Source organism: Nocardia sp. NPDC023852, assembly GCF_040639505.1.
Taxonomy (GTDB): domain Bacteria; phylum Actinomycetota; class Actinomycetes; order Mycobacteriales; family Mycobacteriaceae; genus Nocardia.
Map to the genome: position 1 here is coordinate 151,179 of NZ_JBFAAB010000002.1, position 15,447 is coordinate 166,625.

16 protein-coding genes are annotated in these 15,447 nt (G+C 67.0%); 12 read left to right on the forward strand and 4 right to left on the reverse strand.

The window, feature by feature from the left end:
• Positions 1–21: 21 nt before the first annotated feature.
• The 5 genes from pgsA (at position 22) to AB0H00_RS04385 (ending at position 3,793) form a co-directional block, all read left to right on the forward strand.
• Positions 22–624 carry a CDP-diacylglycerol--glycerol-3-phosphate 3-phosphatidyltransferase gene (gene pgsA / locus AB0H00_RS04365; protein WP_357262327.1) on the forward strand — a complete coding sequence of 201 codons (603 nt, stop codon included), beginning with the start codon at positions 22–24 and terminating at the stop codon, positions 622–624.
• Complete coding sequence (locus AB0H00_RS04370; protein ID WP_357260675.1) at positions 621–1,148, forward strand: CinA family protein; 528 nt, start codon at positions 621–623, stop codon at positions 1,146–1,148. Before pgsA ends, AB0H00_RS04370 begins: the two co-directional genes overlap by 4 nt.
• Positions 1,149–1,262: 114 nt before the next feature.
• A complete protein-coding gene (locus tag AB0H00_RS04375; protein ID WP_357260677.1) occupies positions 1,263–1,733 on the forward strand; it encodes a helix-turn-helix transcriptional regulator in 471 nt (156 codons plus the stop codon).
• 199 nt (positions 1,734–1,932) lie between these two features.
• The gene (locus tag AB0H00_RS04380) at positions 1,933–2,763 is read left to right on the forward strand and encodes a PspA/IM30 family protein (RefSeq protein ID WP_357260680.1); all 831 of its coding nucleotides are present in this window, start codon (positions 1,933–1,935) and stop codon (positions 2,761–2,763) included.
• 139 nt (positions 2,764–2,902) lie between these two features.
• Positions 2,903–3,793 carry a hypothetical protein gene (locus tag AB0H00_RS04385; RefSeq protein WP_357260682.1) on the forward strand — a complete coding sequence of 297 codons (891 nt, stop codon included), beginning with the start codon at positions 2,903–2,905 and terminating at the stop codon, positions 3,791–3,793.
• A 10-nt stretch (positions 3,794–3,803) separates the two neighbouring features.
• Here AB0H00_RS04385 and AB0H00_RS04390 read toward each other — a convergent pair whose 3' ends face one another.
• Entirely contained in the window at positions 3,804–4,004 is a 201-nt protein-coding gene (locus tag AB0H00_RS04390; RefSeq protein ID WP_357260685.1) for a hypothetical protein, read from the reverse strand.
• Positions 4,005–4,255: 251 nt separating this feature from the next.
• Between AB0H00_RS04390 and AB0H00_RS04395 the strand changes: the two genes are divergently transcribed.
• The 4 genes from AB0H00_RS04395 (at position 4,256) to AB0H00_RS04410 (ending at position 9,853) form a co-directional block, all read left to right on the forward strand.
• Positions 4,256–5,785: a phosphatase PAP2 family protein gene (locus AB0H00_RS04395; protein ID WP_357260688.1), complete on the forward strand. Its 1,530-nt coding sequence runs from the start codon at positions 4,256–4,258 to the stop codon at positions 5,783–5,785.
• Between the two features lie 522 nt (positions 5,786–6,307).
• Positions 6,308–7,066 carry a PRC and DUF2382 domain-containing protein gene (locus tag AB0H00_RS04400; RefSeq protein WP_357260691.1) on the forward strand — a complete coding sequence of 253 codons (759 nt, stop codon included), beginning with the start codon at positions 6,308–6,310 and terminating at the stop codon, positions 7,064–7,066.
• A 424-nt stretch (positions 7,067–7,490) separates the two neighbouring features.
• Positions 7,491–9,287 (forward strand): thiamine pyrophosphate-requiring protein, encoded by a 1,797-nt coding sequence (locus AB0H00_RS04405; protein WP_357260694.1) that lies wholly within the window; start codon positions 7,491–7,493, stop codon positions 9,285–9,287.
• An 8-nt stretch (positions 9,288–9,295) separates the two neighbouring features.
• A complete protein-coding gene (locus tag AB0H00_RS04410) occupies positions 9,296–9,853 on the forward strand; it encodes a hemerythrin domain-containing protein (protein ID WP_357260697.1) in 558 nt (185 codons plus the stop codon).
• Between the two features lie 14 nt (positions 9,854–9,867).
• On the opposite strand, the gene ctaD is transcribed toward AB0H00_RS04410, so the two are convergent.
• From ctaD to AB0H00_RS04425, 3 genes are read right to left on the reverse strand one after another with little or no spacing between them, the layout of a single operon-like run.
• Positions 9,868–11,544, reverse strand: a complete 1,677-nt coding sequence (gene ctaD / locus AB0H00_RS04415) for a cytochrome c oxidase subunit I (RefSeq protein ID WP_357260700.1) — start codon at positions 11,542–11,544, stop codon at positions 9,868–9,870.
• A 49-nt stretch (positions 11,545–11,593) separates the two neighbouring features.
• Entirely contained in the window at positions 11,594–12,256 is a 663-nt protein-coding gene (locus tag AB0H00_RS04420) for an enoyl-CoA hydratase/isomerase family protein (protein WP_357260702.1), read from the reverse strand.
• Positions 12,256–12,915 (reverse strand): helix-turn-helix domain-containing protein, encoded by a 660-nt coding sequence (locus AB0H00_RS04425; protein WP_357260705.1) that lies wholly within the window; start codon positions 12,913–12,915, stop codon positions 12,256–12,258. The genes AB0H00_RS04420 and AB0H00_RS04425 overlap by 1 nt, the downstream gene beginning before the upstream one ends.
• 228 nt (positions 12,916–13,143) lie before the next feature.
• Here AB0H00_RS04425 and AB0H00_RS04430 point away from each other — a divergent pair, with 228 nt between their 5' ends.
• The 3 genes from AB0H00_RS04430 to AB0H00_RS04440 all read left to right on the forward strand — a co-directional run bounded on the left by AB0H00_RS04430 (position 13,144) and on the right by AB0H00_RS04440 (position 15,441).
• The gene (locus AB0H00_RS04430; RefSeq protein ID WP_357260708.1) at positions 13,144–13,317 is read left to right on the forward strand and encodes a hypothetical protein; all 174 of its coding nucleotides are present in this window, start codon (positions 13,144–13,146) and stop codon (positions 13,315–13,317) included.
• Between the two features lie 85 nt (positions 13,318–13,402).
• The gene (locus tag AB0H00_RS04435) at positions 13,403–14,113 is read left to right on the forward strand and encodes a PIG-L deacetylase family protein (protein WP_357262330.1); all 711 of its coding nucleotides are present in this window, start codon (positions 13,403–13,405) and stop codon (positions 14,111–14,113) included.
• A gap of 167 nt (positions 14,114–14,280) precedes the next feature.
• On the forward strand, positions 14,281–15,441 hold the full coding sequence (locus tag AB0H00_RS04440; RefSeq protein WP_357260711.1) for a nucleotide disphospho-sugar-binding domain-containing protein: 1,161 nt from the start codon (positions 14,281–14,283) through the stop codon (positions 15,439–15,441).
• Positions 15,442–15,447 lie beyond the last annotated feature (6 nt).

Sequence of the window (15,447 nt, forward strand, 5' to 3'; positions counted from 1 at the left end):
CCGTGGAGCGCTCCGAGCCCGATGCGGCCCGGTTTCGCCCAAGCCGAGACCGCCGTGCCGCTGCTGAACATCGCGAACATCCTCACCATGCTGCGGATCGCGATCGTGCCGCTGTTCGTCGTCGCGCTGTTCGTCGGGGACGGGCACGAGTCCGGTTGGCGGATCATCGCCGCCGCCCTGTTCGGCCTCGCCGCGATTACCGATCGGTTCGACGGACAACTGGCGCGCAAATACGGTCTGGTCACCGATTTCGGCAAGCTCGCCGACCCCATCGCGGACAAGGCCTTGATCGGGTCGGCGGTGATCGGCCTGTCCGTGCTCGGCGATCTGGCTTGGTGGATCACGATCATCATCTGCGGCCGCGAGATCGGCGTGACGCTGCTGCGGCTCGCGGTCGTGCGGCGCGGTGTGATTCCCGCCGGACGCGGCGGCAAGCTGAAGACGCTCGTGCAGTCGTTGGCGATCGCGGTGCTGCTGCTGCCGCTGTCGGGCTGGTTCGCCGACGCCGGGATGGCGCTGATGTACCTCGCCGTCGCACTCACGGTGCTGACCGGGCTGGACTATGTCGGCCAAGCGGCCAGGGTGTGGTTCGCGGGCGGGCCGGGCCGGGCGCGTGGCGCATGACCGATCCGCTCACCGCCGACGTGCCCGCCGCCGATCTCGTGCGAGCGTTGGTGGCCGCGCGGCAGACTGTGGCGACCGCGGAGTCGCTCACCGCGGGCTTGCTCGCCGCGACCATCGCCGGAGTTCCCGGCGCCAGCGCCGTTCTGCGCGGCGGGTTGGTGGTGTATGCCACAGACCTCAAACAGAGCCTCGCGGGCGTCGGTGCGGAAGTGCTGGCGACGGAAGGTCCAGTGGCGGCGAGTACCGCGGAGCAGTTGGCGGTGGGCGCGCGGACGAGGTGCGTTGCGGACTGGGGTGTGGGGCTGACCGGCGTCGCCGGACCCGATTCGCAGGACGGACGCCCGGTGGGAACCGTCTTTCTCGGCCTGGCTGGTCCGGGACATACCGAAGTGGTGCGGTTGAAACTCCCGGGGGACCGGTGGACTATCAGAATCGGAGCGACGCACACGGCGGTGCGCGAGTTGCTTCGATGTGTGCGTGAGCCGGACCCCGGTCCGGCCGAACGCGTCGGGCGGAGCGAATGATTTGGCTCCGTGGGAACCAACCGGACCTCCTCCGACGTTGTGCGAGAAAGAACGGCATGCGTGGGGATCCGACGTAGCTTGTCGGCCCGGCGACCGGGAGCGAAGGAGAACGAGATGACGCTGCTGCGAGAGGCGATCGGGGACAGTCTGCGGCGTGCGCGTCTCGCCCAGAACCGCACCCTGCGCGAGGTGTCCACCTCGGCGCGCGTGAGCCTGGGATACCTGTCCGAGGTCGAGCGCGGCCGTAAGGAAGCCTCCAGTGAATTGCTCGCCGCCATCTGCGAGGCACTGGACGTTCCGCTGTCGCGAGTGCTGTGGGACGTGAGTACGGTCATGGCCGGCGCCGACGGACTGCCCGCCGGCACTCCGGCGGACGCCGCGGCCGCCGCTCCCGCGGAGCGGGAGCAGACGGCTGTCGAGGCCGACGCAAACTCGGAGGCCGCCGCGCCCGCCGAGCCTGCGCTGGCTCCCGCGACCGCCACCATGTCGGTGGCCGGCGCGCGCCCGCTGCCGCTCGCCGAGGACACCAGGATCGTGATTCCCGCGCCGAAGTCGGACATGCTGGTTTTGGTGAAGGGTGTGTGACGCAGAACGAGACGTGGTCGCCGCCGCAACACTGCGGACCGACGCCGAAAGCGGATAGATTCTCCATAGGTGTCGATTGGGCCGGGTTCGCCCGGCCCGGGTGCCACATGGTGGAGGATAGGCAGATATCGAGTGCGTGACGGTCGCGCACTGGAGTCGCGCCGAAGCGCGGCGTGTCAGATGGAGGCGGGATCAATCGATGGCTAATCCGTTCGTCAAGGCCTGGAAATACATGATGGCCCTCTTCGATGCCAAGATCGAGGAGCACGCGGATCCGAAGGTTCAGATTCAGCAGGCTATCGAGGAAGCTCAGCGGCAGCATCAGGCTCTTTCGCAGCAGGCCGCTTCGGTGATCGGCAACCAGCGTCAGCTGGAGATGAAGCTGAACCGGCAGCTGGACGAGGTCGAGAAGCTCAATGCCAACGCGCGCCAGGCCGTTCTGCTGGCTGATCAGGCCGCCGCGGCGGGCGACACCGAGAAGGCGATCCAGTACACCAACGCCGCCGAAGCGTTCGCCGCGCAGCTGGTCACCGCCGAGCAGTCCGTCGAGGACCTGAAGGTCCTGCACGACCAGTCGCTGCAGGCGGCGGCCCAGGCCAAGAAAGCCGTGGAGCAGAACGCGATGCTGCTGCAGCAGAAGGTCGCCGAGCGCACCAAGCTGCTCAGCCAGCTGGAGCAGGCAAAGATGCAGGAGCAGGTCTCCGCGTCACTGCAGCGGATGGATTCCACGCTGTCGGCGCCTGGCAGCACCCCGAGCCTGGACGCGGTGCGCGAGAAGATCGAGCGCCGTTACGCCAACGCCCTCGGCGCCGCCGAGCTCGCGCAGAACACGGTGCAGGGCCGCATGCTCGAGGTCCAGCAGGCCAGTGTCCAGATGGCCGGACACAGCAAGCTGGAGCAGATCCGCGCCTCCATGAGCGGTGACCAGTTGCCCGCCGGTGGCGCCGCCCAGCCCGCTATCAAGCCGGCGCAGACCCAGTCCAATCCGGCGCAGCCGCAAATGAACAAGGGCCAGACCGCGCAGCAGTAGGCAGCGGTCGGACGCTCGGCAAGGATATGTCGGTGGGGGCTGGTTCACTGAACGGCAATGCGTGGATACCCGGCCGGCCGGCCGTCGGCCGGATCGGGCGCGCGTCCGTCCGATCCGCGCAACCGGTGGGAGAAAAGGCATGAGCGGCAGTGCATTTCGCGAGCGACGGCCAGAAGCGCGTCGGGTCCGCGGGTCCGCGATCATCCGGGCGCAGGCCGCTCTGGCGCCGCAGCCGGGTAGCCTGCCGGACAACATTCGCGAGGTCGGCGAGAACGCACTTGTCGCAGTGCGGCGCTGGGCCGACCCCCGGGAGCGGGAGCTGCGTCGTCGCCGCAGGGTCCGCCGACGCAGCTTTCAGCTCGGCACCGTTTCCGGTCTCACCACCGCGGGAACTGTTGGGCTCGCGGTCATCTCGGCGCCGGTGTGGGCCGTGGTCATGGTCGGTGGCGGAGCGGTCGCGCTGGTCACCGGCGCGGCTTTGAGTACCCGCCGCTATCTGCGTCTGCGTGGTGCTCCGCTGCCGCAGGCGGCGTTCCTTCCGCGCAAACAGCCGCCGCCGTGGTCGAGCGCCCGTCCGCCGATCGGGCGGCTGGTGCGCGCGGAGAAGGCATTGCATGGACTGGGCGCCCAGATCCTGCGCTCGAATCGACTGCCCGAAGATGAACTGGCCGACCTGCTCGAAACCGCTGCCTCGGGATCCGCGGCGTTGCACGCTCTCGCTGCCGACATCACCGCGATGGAGCAGGCACTCGGCACGATGGGCTACTCGAATTCGTCTGCGGGGGTGGCGCTCACGGAGAATGTGCGCCTCACCCTCGGCAGACTCGACGCCGGGGTAGCGGAGTATGAACTGGTGGTTGCCGCGGCGGGCCGTATCCTCGCGCTTCCCGAAAGCACCCTGCTGCGGCACAATTTCGACACGATCGTCGCGGATCTACGGCATGCGTCCGACCGCCTGGACGGGTGGGCCCAGGCGCTCACCGAGGTTGCCGATCAATCGGTGCCCGCGTCGCCGCGGCCACCGATCTGATCGGTCCAGCTCAGCGCAACCGGTCTCGGTGGCGTTGTTCCTCGGCTCGAGCGCGCAGCGCCGCACCCACCAGTTCGCGGCCTTCGGCCATCAGGTCGAGCACCTCCCACGACGCCTTGCGCGCGGCGGAGCCGACGATCCCGGCGATCGCCGAACCATGCCGCCACGCCGCGGCCGCGAGTTCCTGCGCCAGCTCGTTCGTGTTTTCCATCAGGTCCCGACCCTCACCTGAGGTTCAGTGCATGACTGTGTGCTGAATGAGGTGTCTGCATCAATCGATCATCTCTTTCCGGTTGCCGTTGAACGGTACTGTGCGCTCGAGATCAGAGTACATCCGTGCACTGAAAAGGATACGGTGCGGACTGCGAGTGGGTTCGTCGCCCGAGGTACGCAATCGCGCGTGCTGGCAAAGGAATTGACGGGCGACCGACACGGTGCCTGATCGGTCGGTAGGCTGCGGCGATGCGGCATCTTTCGACTCGCGGATCGGGCAGCAGGCGTATCGCCGGTATGGCAGGCAGCTTGGATCGCTGGTTGGTCGCCCGCAGCGCGCGCGTTCGCCCGACCCACGGGGACCGCCTGCTCAAAGGATTGAGCACGGCGGCCGACAAGAACCGCCTGTGGATCGTGCTCGGCGCGGTCCTGTTCGTAGCGGGGGACCGCGCGACCCGGCGCGGCGCGGTCCGCGGTCTCCTCGCGTTGGGCATCGCCAGCAGTGTGGCCAATGGGATCGCCAAACCGCTGTTCCCCCGGCGCCGCCCGCCCGACGAATCCGTGCCGTTCGTTCGCAGGTTGGTCGTTCCGCCGGTGTCGTCGTCGTTTCCGTCGGGGCATTCGGCCTCGGCCGCCGCGTTCGCCACCGGGCTGGCGCTGGAGTCGCCCGCGGCGGGAGCGTTGGTGGCGCCGGTCGCTGCCGCGGTCGGCTATTCCAGGGTGCACATCGGCGTGCACTGGCCCTCCGACGTGGTCGCGGGGGCGCTGTTCGGTGGGGCGGTCGCATTGGTCACCCGGCAGTGGTGGGCGGTGCGCGACGACGAACCCGCGGCGCTCGGGCCGACCGAGCGGATCGAGCCGATCCACGCCGGCGCCGGAGTGCTGCTGATCGGCAACCCGCAGTCGGGAGCTGGCGACGGCGATGCCACGCTTGCGTCGCTGCGCGACCGGCTCTCCGAGGCGGAGGTGCTCGAACTCGACGGCGTCGACGATTTCGAGGCGCGGGTCGACGAGCGGCTGCGCCACGATCACGTCGTCGCGCTCGGCGTGGTCGGAGGCGACGGAACAGTGTCCACCGTCGCGGAGTGCGCGGTGCGTCATCGGATGCCCCTTGCCGTTTTCGCGGGTGGCACGCTGAACCATTTCGCCAGGGACGCCGGAGTGGACGAGGCCGATCGGACCCTCGCCGCGCTCGAGGCGGGCGAAGCGGTCCGCGTAGACGTGGCCGAGGTGCGTGTCGACGGCGCCGACAAGCGTGTCTTCGTCAACACCGCCAGCCTCGGTGGCTACCCCGATTTCGTTCGCATCCGGGAACGCTGGGAGCGTCGCATCGGCAAATGGCCCGCCGCGGGAATCGCGATGGTACGTGTGCTGTTCCGCGCCCAGCCGGTGCATGTCACCATCGACGACACTCGCACCGCCCTGTGGATGCTGTTCATCGGGAACGGCAGGTACGAGCCCGCCAACCAGATCCCCATGTCGCGCCCGGAATTGCGCGGTGGCACCCTCGACGTCCGCTATCTGCGCGCCGACGTCCCGTTCTCGCGGCTGCGGCTGATCGCTGCCACCGTCACCGGCAGGTTGCAAGACTCTCCCACTTATGTACATCACCGGGTCGTCCGGCTCGACGTGCGGGTGGCCGAAGCGCCGGTCTCGCTGGCGACCGACGGCGAAGTCGACTACCGCGGCAAGGACTTCCGGTTCACCAGCCGACCCTCGGAACTGATCCTGATCAAGAGGGCCGACGGGGAACCCGACCCCGCGCACGGAAATCGCTGAGCCGGGTTCGCGCGAGTAGCTTCGGCAAACGTTGTGGCGGCGTTCTCCGGACGGGCCAACCCTGTGGACATTCTGTTCCAAGGGCGGCGAGCCTCGAACCGACCCGCTTGCTGTGGCGTCGCCGTAGAGCGCGCCACGATCGAATCCTCGTCGAATTGATCGAATTGCCACCGACTTCTTGTTTGACGTGCCGATAGCCGGGTAGTTGCCACCATGTTGCTGACCGTCCGACCCGAAGCGGGCCGGGAACATTCACTACTGGGCAGGAGCAACGTCATGTTTGATGTTTCCTACCGAATATCTCAGCTCGACCAGGACACGCAGCGGCTGGACATCAGTCGATACCTGACGTGTGACCTCGAAGAGGACCCGGTGCGGCCGGCGCGCAGAGCGCGGCGTAGCACTGCCGGGCTCGACGTGAGCGAGCGATCGACAAGCGACTGAACCACTCTCAGCAGACGCGGTGTACAGCACGCGTTCCGTCGGCCTGCGCACCGCATCGAACGAACCGCGGAGGAACCAATGACTGACATGCTGGACGCGCTCATCGGCAGCGCTGTGTACGACCCGGGCGGCGACAAGATCGGCAAGGTCAAGCGGGTCTATATCGACAACGATTCCGGATCGCCTACCTGGGTCGCGGTATCCACCGGGCTGTTCAGCGACGATTCGCTGGTGCCGCTGGCCGGTGCACAGCACCAGTGGGACGCGGGCGCGCTGCAGGTGCAGGTGAAGAAGGACTTGGTGAAGACCGCGCCGAATCTGGCACACAACGGGATGATCAGTCCGGAGGCCGAGCTCGAACTGTTCGACCACTACGACATCGACCCGAATCGGTCCGAGTGCGACATCTTCGGCAGGAATCCGCGGCAGGCCGCGAGCCCGGCCCCGGGCCGACAGCGTCCCGACACCGGTATGGTGCGCTCGGAGGAGCGGCTCGACCTCGGTGCCGAGCAGGAGATCGCGGGCAGGGCGCGGATGCGCAGGTACCTGGAGACCGAGGAGCAGACTGTCGAAGTGCCTGCCCGGCGCGAAGAGGTGCAGCTCGATCGTGAGCCGATGACCGACCCGTACACCTTCCGTCCTTACGACATCGGCGAGCAAGAAGCCGAGGTCACCCTGCGCAACGATCGGATGATGGTGAACAACGAATCGGGGCGGGCCGAGCGGGTCTGCCTCGATGTCGACGAGGTCGAGGACAGCCGAATCGACTCCGACGCCGTGCGCGAGCAGCTCATCGACACCCAGGGGGTCGATGACCCCGACTGTCGTCGGCGGTGATCCGCCGCCCGCACGGGGTGGCACCGGCCGTGATGTCGGCCGGTGCTGCCCCATGCGTCGGCCGCTCTTTGCTAGGGGGACGGATAGCCAAAAGCTCGCACCGAAGCGACTCCTCGACTCCGCCGGGTAATCCGACAAAGCCATAGTCGCAGAGCGGCAAGTGGTCAACTGTCGGCGTTGTCGAGGCCGATAGTCGTGCTCCGCCGCCGCGCCACCGAGCACTTCACCGCGGTGCGGTGGCCGAAGTGCTCGCGCTGCGGCACGGCCGCAACCGATCGTTCAAGCGGTACCGCGGTCCTCGGTCGCGCCACCGCCTACTCGCGGAACACACGCCGGGAGGGCGGGCACACCCTTGATTGGCCTGCTGGTTGTCGGGTATTCGGCTGGCGACAAGCGCGGCCGGCCGGATACGGAGGAGGAGCCAATGGCGCAGCAGGTCGGGGACTACGTGGTGGAGCGTCTTCGGGAGTGGGGGGTTCGTCAGGTCTTCGGTTATCCCGGTGACGGGATCAATGGCTTGGTGGCGGCGATGGGCCGCGCGGAGGATGACGGTCCTGCGTTCGTCCAGGCTCGTCATGAGGAGATGGCGGCTTTCGAGGCGACGGGTTATGCGAAGTTCAGCGGTGAGGTGGGGGTGTGTATGGCGACGTCCGGCCCTGGCGCGATCCACCTGTTGAATGGGTTGTACGACGCGAAGTGTGATCATGTTCCGGTCGTGGCGATAGTGGGGCAGACCGCGCGTAGTGCTATGGGGGGCAGTTATCAGCAGGAAGTGGACCTGCAAAGTTTGTTCAAGGATGTCGCCGCCGACTTTCTGGTCGAGGTGAATGTCTCCGATCAGCTGCCCAACGCATTGGATCGTGCGTTTCGTACCGCGGCGTTCCGTCGCGCGCCGACGGCGGTGATCATTCCTTCCGATCTGCAGGAAGAGGAATACGAGCCGCCCACGCATGCGTTCAAGCAGGTGCCGTCCAGCCCGCCGGGATTCTCTGCGACGCGGGTGATCGCGGCGCGGGAGGACATCGAGCGCGCCGCGGAGGTGCTGAACGCGGGATCGCGGGTGGCGATCTTGATCGGTCAGGGTGCCCGCTCGGCGGCCGGGGAGGTAGTGGAGGTCGCCGAGCGGACCGGGGCCGGGGTGGCGAAGGCGTTGCTGGGCAAGGATGTGCTACCCGATGATCTGCCGTTCGTTACCGGCCCGATCGGGTTGCTGGGCAGCAGACCGAGCTATGAGCTGATGCGTGACTGCGACACCTTGCTGATCGTCGGATCGAATTTCCCGTATACCCAGTTCCTGCCGGAGTTCGGGCAGGCGCGGGGCGTGCAGATCGATATCGACGGCACGATGATCGGAATGCGGTATCCGACGGAAGTGAATCTCGTCGGTGACGCGAAAGCCACGTTGGCCGAATTGCTTCCGCTGCTGAAGCGGAAAGCGAATCGGTCGTGGCGGGAGACGGTGGAGAAGAACGTCGACCATTGGTGGCGGACGGTGGAGCGGCAGTCGATGCTAGCGGCGAAGCCGGTCAATCCGATGCGGGTGGTGTGGGAGCTTTCGGAACGCATTCCCGAGAACGCGATCGTGACAGCGGATTCGGGTTCGTCGACCAATTGGTACGCCCGTTGTTTGCGGTTGCGTGGACAGATGCGTGGTTCGTTGTCGGGCACGCTGGCCACCATGGGGCCGGCCGTTCCGTACGCTATCGGCGCGAAGTTCGCCCATCCCGATCGTCCGGTGATCGCGTTGGTGGGTGACGGCGCGATGCAGATGAACGGACTCGCCGAGTTGCTCACCGTCGCCCGTTATCATCGGCGCTGGTCGGATCCGCGACTGGTGGTGTGCGTGTTTCACAACAATGACCTCAACCAGGTCACGTGGGAGTTGCGTGCGATGGGTGGTGCACCGAAATTCGATGAATCCCAAACACTTCCGGATGTCTCCTACGCCGATATCGCGCGCAGTGCCGGACTGGCGGCGATCACGGTGGACGACCCTGACCAGCTCGGTGCGGCCTGGGATCGTGCGCTCGGCTTTGACGGGCCGGTGGTGCTGGATGTGCATTGTGATCCCGAGGTGCCGCCGATCCCGCCGCATGCCAGCTGGGAGCAGATGAAAGACACCGCCGAAGCGGTACTGCGCGGCGACCCCGACGGGTGGCGCCTGATAGTGCAGGGCGCCAAAACCAAAGCACAGGAGTTCGTTCCGTCTCGGCAGAAATGAGAAGCACGATGACCGAACAGGATGTGGTCGATCTGCTCACCGCCCAGCACGAACAGATCACTACCCTGCTGCGGCGGTTGCGGGCAGGGCACGACGCGAAACAGGAAGTGTTCACCGAATTGGTCCGGCTGCTTGCCGTGCACGAAAGCGCCGAGGAGGAGGTCGTGCACCCGGTTGCCCGGCGAGCCAGGTTCGGCGCCGACGACGTCGTGCGCCCCCGGCTGGAAGAGGAGAACGAGGCCAAGCGTGCCCTCTCGGAACTCTACGATCTCGGCGTCGAGCACCCCGACTTCGACGCGAAGCTCGCGGGGTTCGCCGATGCGGTAGCCGCCCACGCCGCGCACGAGGAGGCCGAGGAGTTCACCATGCTGCGCAACCAGTATTCGTCCCATCAGCTGGAGCGCATGGCCGGGTCGGTGCGCGCGGCCGAGGCGGTCGCCCCCACCCGCCCGCATCCGCACGCCGGGGAGTCCGCGCTGGCGAACCTGGTGGCTGGTCCGCCCTTGGCGTTGTTCGATCGGGTGCGTGACGCCGTGCGGGATTGGCGGCACAAGCAGGACCTGTGAGCGTGCCGGTGGCATTATCCGAGCTGATGAGCGTACTTCTCTCCTCGGATTCGGTCGACCATGTGCGGGTAGTGCCGTTCGAAGGCCGGGCGCTCCGACCTGATCGTCGGCAGGCGGAGGAAATTGTGCCGGGGCGGTGGGCAAGTAGTGGCCCATTCCAGAGAGTTGGCATTGCCCCACGGGTCTTCGCCGGAGACGACTGGGCCGAAGCGGTAGCCGGTCATGATGTTCCACAGAAACGGCAGCATCGAAACGGCGAGCGTGAGCGCACCGGCCGAGGAGATCGCATTGAGCGATGTGAAACCGTCCGAGGGCAGATAGTCGGCGTAGCGGCGCGGCATGCCCGCCGCTCCCAGCCAGTGGTGGGCTAGGAAGGTGGTGTGGAAGCCGACGAGGGTCAGCCAGAAGTGCCACCGCCCGAGGCGTTCATCGAGCATGCGCCCGCTCATCTTGGGAAACCAGAAATAGATACCGGCGAACGTGGCGAAGACGATGGTGCCGAACAATACGTAATGCATATGGGCTACCACGAAATACGTGTCGGTGACGTGGAAGTCCAGAGGCGGGGAGGCGAGTACGACGCCGGACAACCCGCCGAACAGGAAGGTCACCAGGAAGCCGACCGAGAACAGCATCGGCGTCTCGAAGGTGAGCTGTCCCCGCCACATGGTGGCGATCCAGTTGAAGAACTTGATACCGGTCGGCACCGCGATGAGCATCGACATAGCGGAGAAGAACGGAAGCAACACCGCCCCGGTCGCGAACATATGGTGAGCCCATACCGCCATCGACAGGCCGGTGATCGCGGCGGACGCGAAGACCAATCCGGCGTATCCGAAGATCGGCTTGCGGCTGAAGACCGGCAGAATCTCCGAGACGATGCCGAAGAACGGCAGTGCCACGATGTAGACCTCGGGATGTCCGAAGAACCAGAACAAGTGCTGCCACAACACCGGGCCGCCGGTGCCGGGATCGAAAATGTGGCCGCCGAGGTGCCGGTCGACGTAGAGCCCTGCCAAGCCGGCGGTAAGCACCGGAAATGCCAGCAGCACAAGCACACTGGTGAACAAAATGTTCCAGGTGAAGATCGGCATACGGAACATCGTCATCCCGGGTGCGCGCAGGCAGACAATGGTCGTGGTCATATTGACCGCCCCCAGGATCGTCCCGATGCCGGAGGCGATCAATCCGGCCATCCACAAATCCGCGCCGCTACCGGGTGAACTCGTGCTGAGGGACAGCGGTACGTAGCCTGTCCACCCGAAATCGGCGGCGCCACCGGGAGTCAGGAATCCGGCAAGCAGTACGGCCGAGCCGAACAGGTACAACCAGTAGGCGAGCGCGTTGAGCCGCGGAAACGCAACGTCAGGCGATCCGATCTGCAAGGGCAGCACGAAATTCGCGAATCCGAACAACACCGGTGTCGCGTAGAGCAACAGCATGACCGTCCCGTGCATGGTGAACAGCTGGTTGTACTGTTCGCTGGACAGGAACTGCATGCCCGGCGCAGCCAACTCGGCGCGCATCAGCAACGCCATCAGTCCGCCGACGAGGAACAGCCCGGTCGCGGTGACGAGATACAGGATCCCGATCTTTTTGTGATCGGTGGTGCGGACCAGTTCCCATAGCAGGCTCCCCTTCGGCACGCGACGCGGTGCTGCGGTCCTGGTATCGGTGGAAGTGGAGGTCACGCCTGCGTCCTACCCTCGACGCGGCATCGGAAACCGCTCCGGGACAGGATCAGACCGGGCTTTGCGCCAGCGCGGCGACAGCCGAGGCGAACATGGTGGATTTGATGGCGCCGAGGGTAGCCGGGTCTTTCCCCGCGATTGGCCGGATGAGTTCTATGGCGGTGTCGAGCACGGCACCTTCCGGTGCTGTGTGGTCGACCAGCCCGCTGGCGTGCGCCTCGGTCGCGCCATAGCGGTGGCCGGTGGCCATGGCGGTCATCGCGGTCTGTGGTGTCAGCTTGGCTTGGATCAGAGCTGCCATCCCTGGGGTGAAACGAATGTGGATATCGACCTCGGGGAAGCAGTAGTAGCCACGGCCGGCGCGCATTACCCGGTAGTCGTGGGCGATTCCGAGCATCGCGCCCGCGCCGAATGCGTGCCCGTTGACCGCCGCGACGGTCGGCAACGGACAGGTCAGAATGCGGCTGAACAGTGCCTGTGCGTGCCCGACGTACCGTTCGGCCTGGTCGCCGTGCGACATCAGCCACTCCAGGTCGAGTCCGTTGGAGTAGAACTTGCCCGTCGCCGTGGTGACCAGCGCCTGCGCACCGTTCTGCTGTGCCTCGTCGAGGAGTTGGTCGACGGTGTCGAGCCACCCGGGGGAGAACCTGTTCTCGTCGTCTCCGAGGTCGACGACGGCGATCTTGTCTCGGTAGGTGAGGGTGGCAGTCATCAGTGTGATCCTTTTTCGTTGTCGCTCTGTCGTTTTCGTGGTGGTGGTGGGTCCAGGGAGAGGATGGCGCGTACGGCCGTTTCCAGGCGCCGGCGCATCGCGGGGTTCGGCGTCCGATGCCCGCGCAACAACAGGCCGGTGGGAAGGCCGACGACGCATGCCTCGACCACCTCGACGGCCGGCCCGTCCGCGCGTCCCCACAAAGTTCCTGCCAGTCGGATGAACAGGTCGACAAGAACGGAGTCCAGCCGCGCCAGCTCGTCCGCGACGTCCTCGGGAACGCCGGAGCCGAGCAGCTCGTCACGACGCACGTGGAGCAGCAACTGCGACGAGCGAGGGAACTGCTCGGCGAATACCGCCGGGGCGTCGGCGGCTGCGACCACCGCGTCGACGGCAGCCGCCCGACCATCCTGGGATGCAGGTGCGAGTGCGGTGTCGATGGCCGCCTGCTGCAGGTCGAGAAACCGGCGGGCGGCGCGCAACCACGCGCGCCCGACCAGTCCGCCCCGGGAACCGAATGCGTGGTAGATCGCGCCGTTGGACACCGCGGTGGCCGCGGCCACCGCTCGGATCGTCACCGTACTCGGGCCGCCCTCCACCGCCAACCGTTCGGCGGCATCGAGGATGTCGTCGAGGTCGTGCACGCGTGGCCTGGGCATGCTCGCACGATAACAGAGCGAATGATCTGTTACCAATAGGTAGGTTTTCTTCTCCTGCCGCTGGGCTGGGCGGCCTGGGCTGGTGATCACATCGGCGTCGGCCAGATGGTGATGGCGAAGTATCAGGGTGAACCATGAACTTCACCCGGATATCCCGTCTCACCTGCTGATTTGTATGCGGCCAGGTGTCATGCTCGAACGGAAACACAGACTTATGGGAGGCACGACATGTTGTGGAAGATCATCGGTATCGTCGCGGTCGTCTGGATCGCGCTGGTCGTGATCGGTGCGCTGATCAAGGGGCTGATTCCCATCCTGGTGATCAGTGCGATCGTGTTCGGGTTGTACCTGTTGTACAAGGCGGTATCGGGCTCGGACGACTCCACGGTGAGCAAGCTGTAGCGCGACCAGGCGGGACGGGCCGTGCGCCGTCCGATCCGGGCGCCGGGCGGCCCTCGCCGTGTCGGTAGTGCTTGAATGGGTTCTCGTGCAGCATGTTCCCGAAGACTGGCAGCGCGGTCTGGTGATCGTCGCGCATCCCGACGATATCGAATACGGTGCCGCCGCGGCGGTCGCGCGCTGGACCGGGCAGGGCAAGGACATTCGCTATGTGCTGGTGACCAGCGGGGAGGCGGGGATCGCCGGGCTGCCGCCTGTCGAGTCGGGTCCGCTGCGCGAGGCCGAAGAGATCGCGGCGGCCCAGGTGGTCGGCGTCCGGAAGGTGGAGTTCCTCGGCTACCCGGACGGTCGGGTGCGGGAGAGCCTGGAACTGCGCCGCGATCTGGCCGCCGCGATCCGCCGACACCAGCCGGAGATGGTGGTGTTGTTCCACTTCGGTGACGCCTGGGCGCCGGGCTATGCCAACAGCGCCGATCATCGGGCCGTCGGCCGCGCTGCGCTGGACGCCATCTCGGACGCGGGCAACGAATGGATCTTCCCCGAGCTCGCCGACCACAAGCCGTGGGCGGCTCGGTGGGCGGCCGTCGTCGGTCCCACTGCCACGCATGCCGTGGACGTCACGGACACCATCGACCAGGCTGCCGCCTCGCTCGCCGCGCATCGCCGCTACCTGGAGGTTCTCAGTCCGGAGCCGATCGCCGACCAGGTGCGCGCGGTGGTCGACATGGCGACCGGGCCCAAGGATGGCTTCCCGGCCGAGCGTGCCGTCGGCGTCGAACTTTTCTACTTCGGCGGCTGATCCCTGCGGGAGAGGTCGGTGCGCGGATGGTTCCGCCCGGCCCTCGGATGTCGACTGGTGGAACCACCGGCGTCCGGTACGTCTCGGCAATCCGGGCCGCGACGAGCGGGTGACCACGTGTGACGTGGGTGCGATCCGACCACGGGCTGGTGTGGCAGGCTAGGCGGATGCGAGTAGCCGTTGTCGCGGGGCCCGATCCCGGGCATGCTTTTCCAGCTATCGCGTTGTGCTTGCGGTTTTTGGCGGCCGGGGACGAGCCGGTCTTGTTCACCGGCCCGCGCTGGTTCGATGCGGCGCTCGGAGCCGGGATCGGCGTGCGCAGACTCAAGGGTCTGGCGCCGCGACCGACGGACGATGACGCCGACGCCGGGCAGCGCATCCACGAGCGGGCCGCCCACATCTCCACCGAGATCCTGCCCGACCTGAGCGCCATGCTGCCCGAGTTGGTGGTCTCCGATGTGCTGACCGCCGGCGGCGGGATGGCCGCCGAACGGCTCGGCGTGCCATGGGTGGAACTGTCACCGCATCCGCTGTATCTGCCGTCGAAGGCGTTGCCGCCCATCGGAAGCGGGCTTGCTCCGGGCGCGGGCCTGAGCGGGCGGGTGCGCGACGGTGTGCTGCGGACCATGACCTCGCGCGCGATCCGCCACGGGCGACTCCAGCGCGAGCAGGCACGCGAGAGCGTCGGTCTCCCCTCCACCGACCCCGGCCCCGCCGCTCGCCTGATCGCCACTCTGCCCGCCCTCGAGGTGTCACGCCCCGATTGGCCGGAATCCACGCACGTTGTCGGTCCGCTCTTGTGGGAGCCCACCGACGCGATCCTCGACCTTCCAGCCGGGGACGGGCCGCTGGTGATGGTCGCCCCCTCGACCGCCCACACCGGCGTCGCGGGCATGGTCGAGACCGTGCTGGCGGCCCTCGATGGAACCGGTGTCCGGGTGGCGATCTCGATGCTGGATACTCCGCCTGCCAACCTGCCTCCGTGGGCAACCGCGGGTCTCGGCCGTCAGGACGAGCTGCTCACCCACGCCTCCGTGGTCGTCGGAGGCGGCGGCCATGGTTTGCTCGCCAAATCCCTTTCCGCGGGCGTCCCGGTCGTCACCGTTCCGGGTGGCGGCGACCAGTGGGAACTTGCGAATCGCGCTGCCCGCCAAGGAAGTTCGATACTCGTCCGCCCGCTGTCGCCCGACGCCCTCCGTGCCGCGGTCCAGGAAATTCTCACCGACCCGCGTTACTCCGCCGCGGCCGCCGAAGCAGCCGCCACAGCGACCGCTCTCGAAGACCCCGTCGCCCTCTGCCGCCGGACCCTCCACCCCGTCCAAACCTGACGAGTG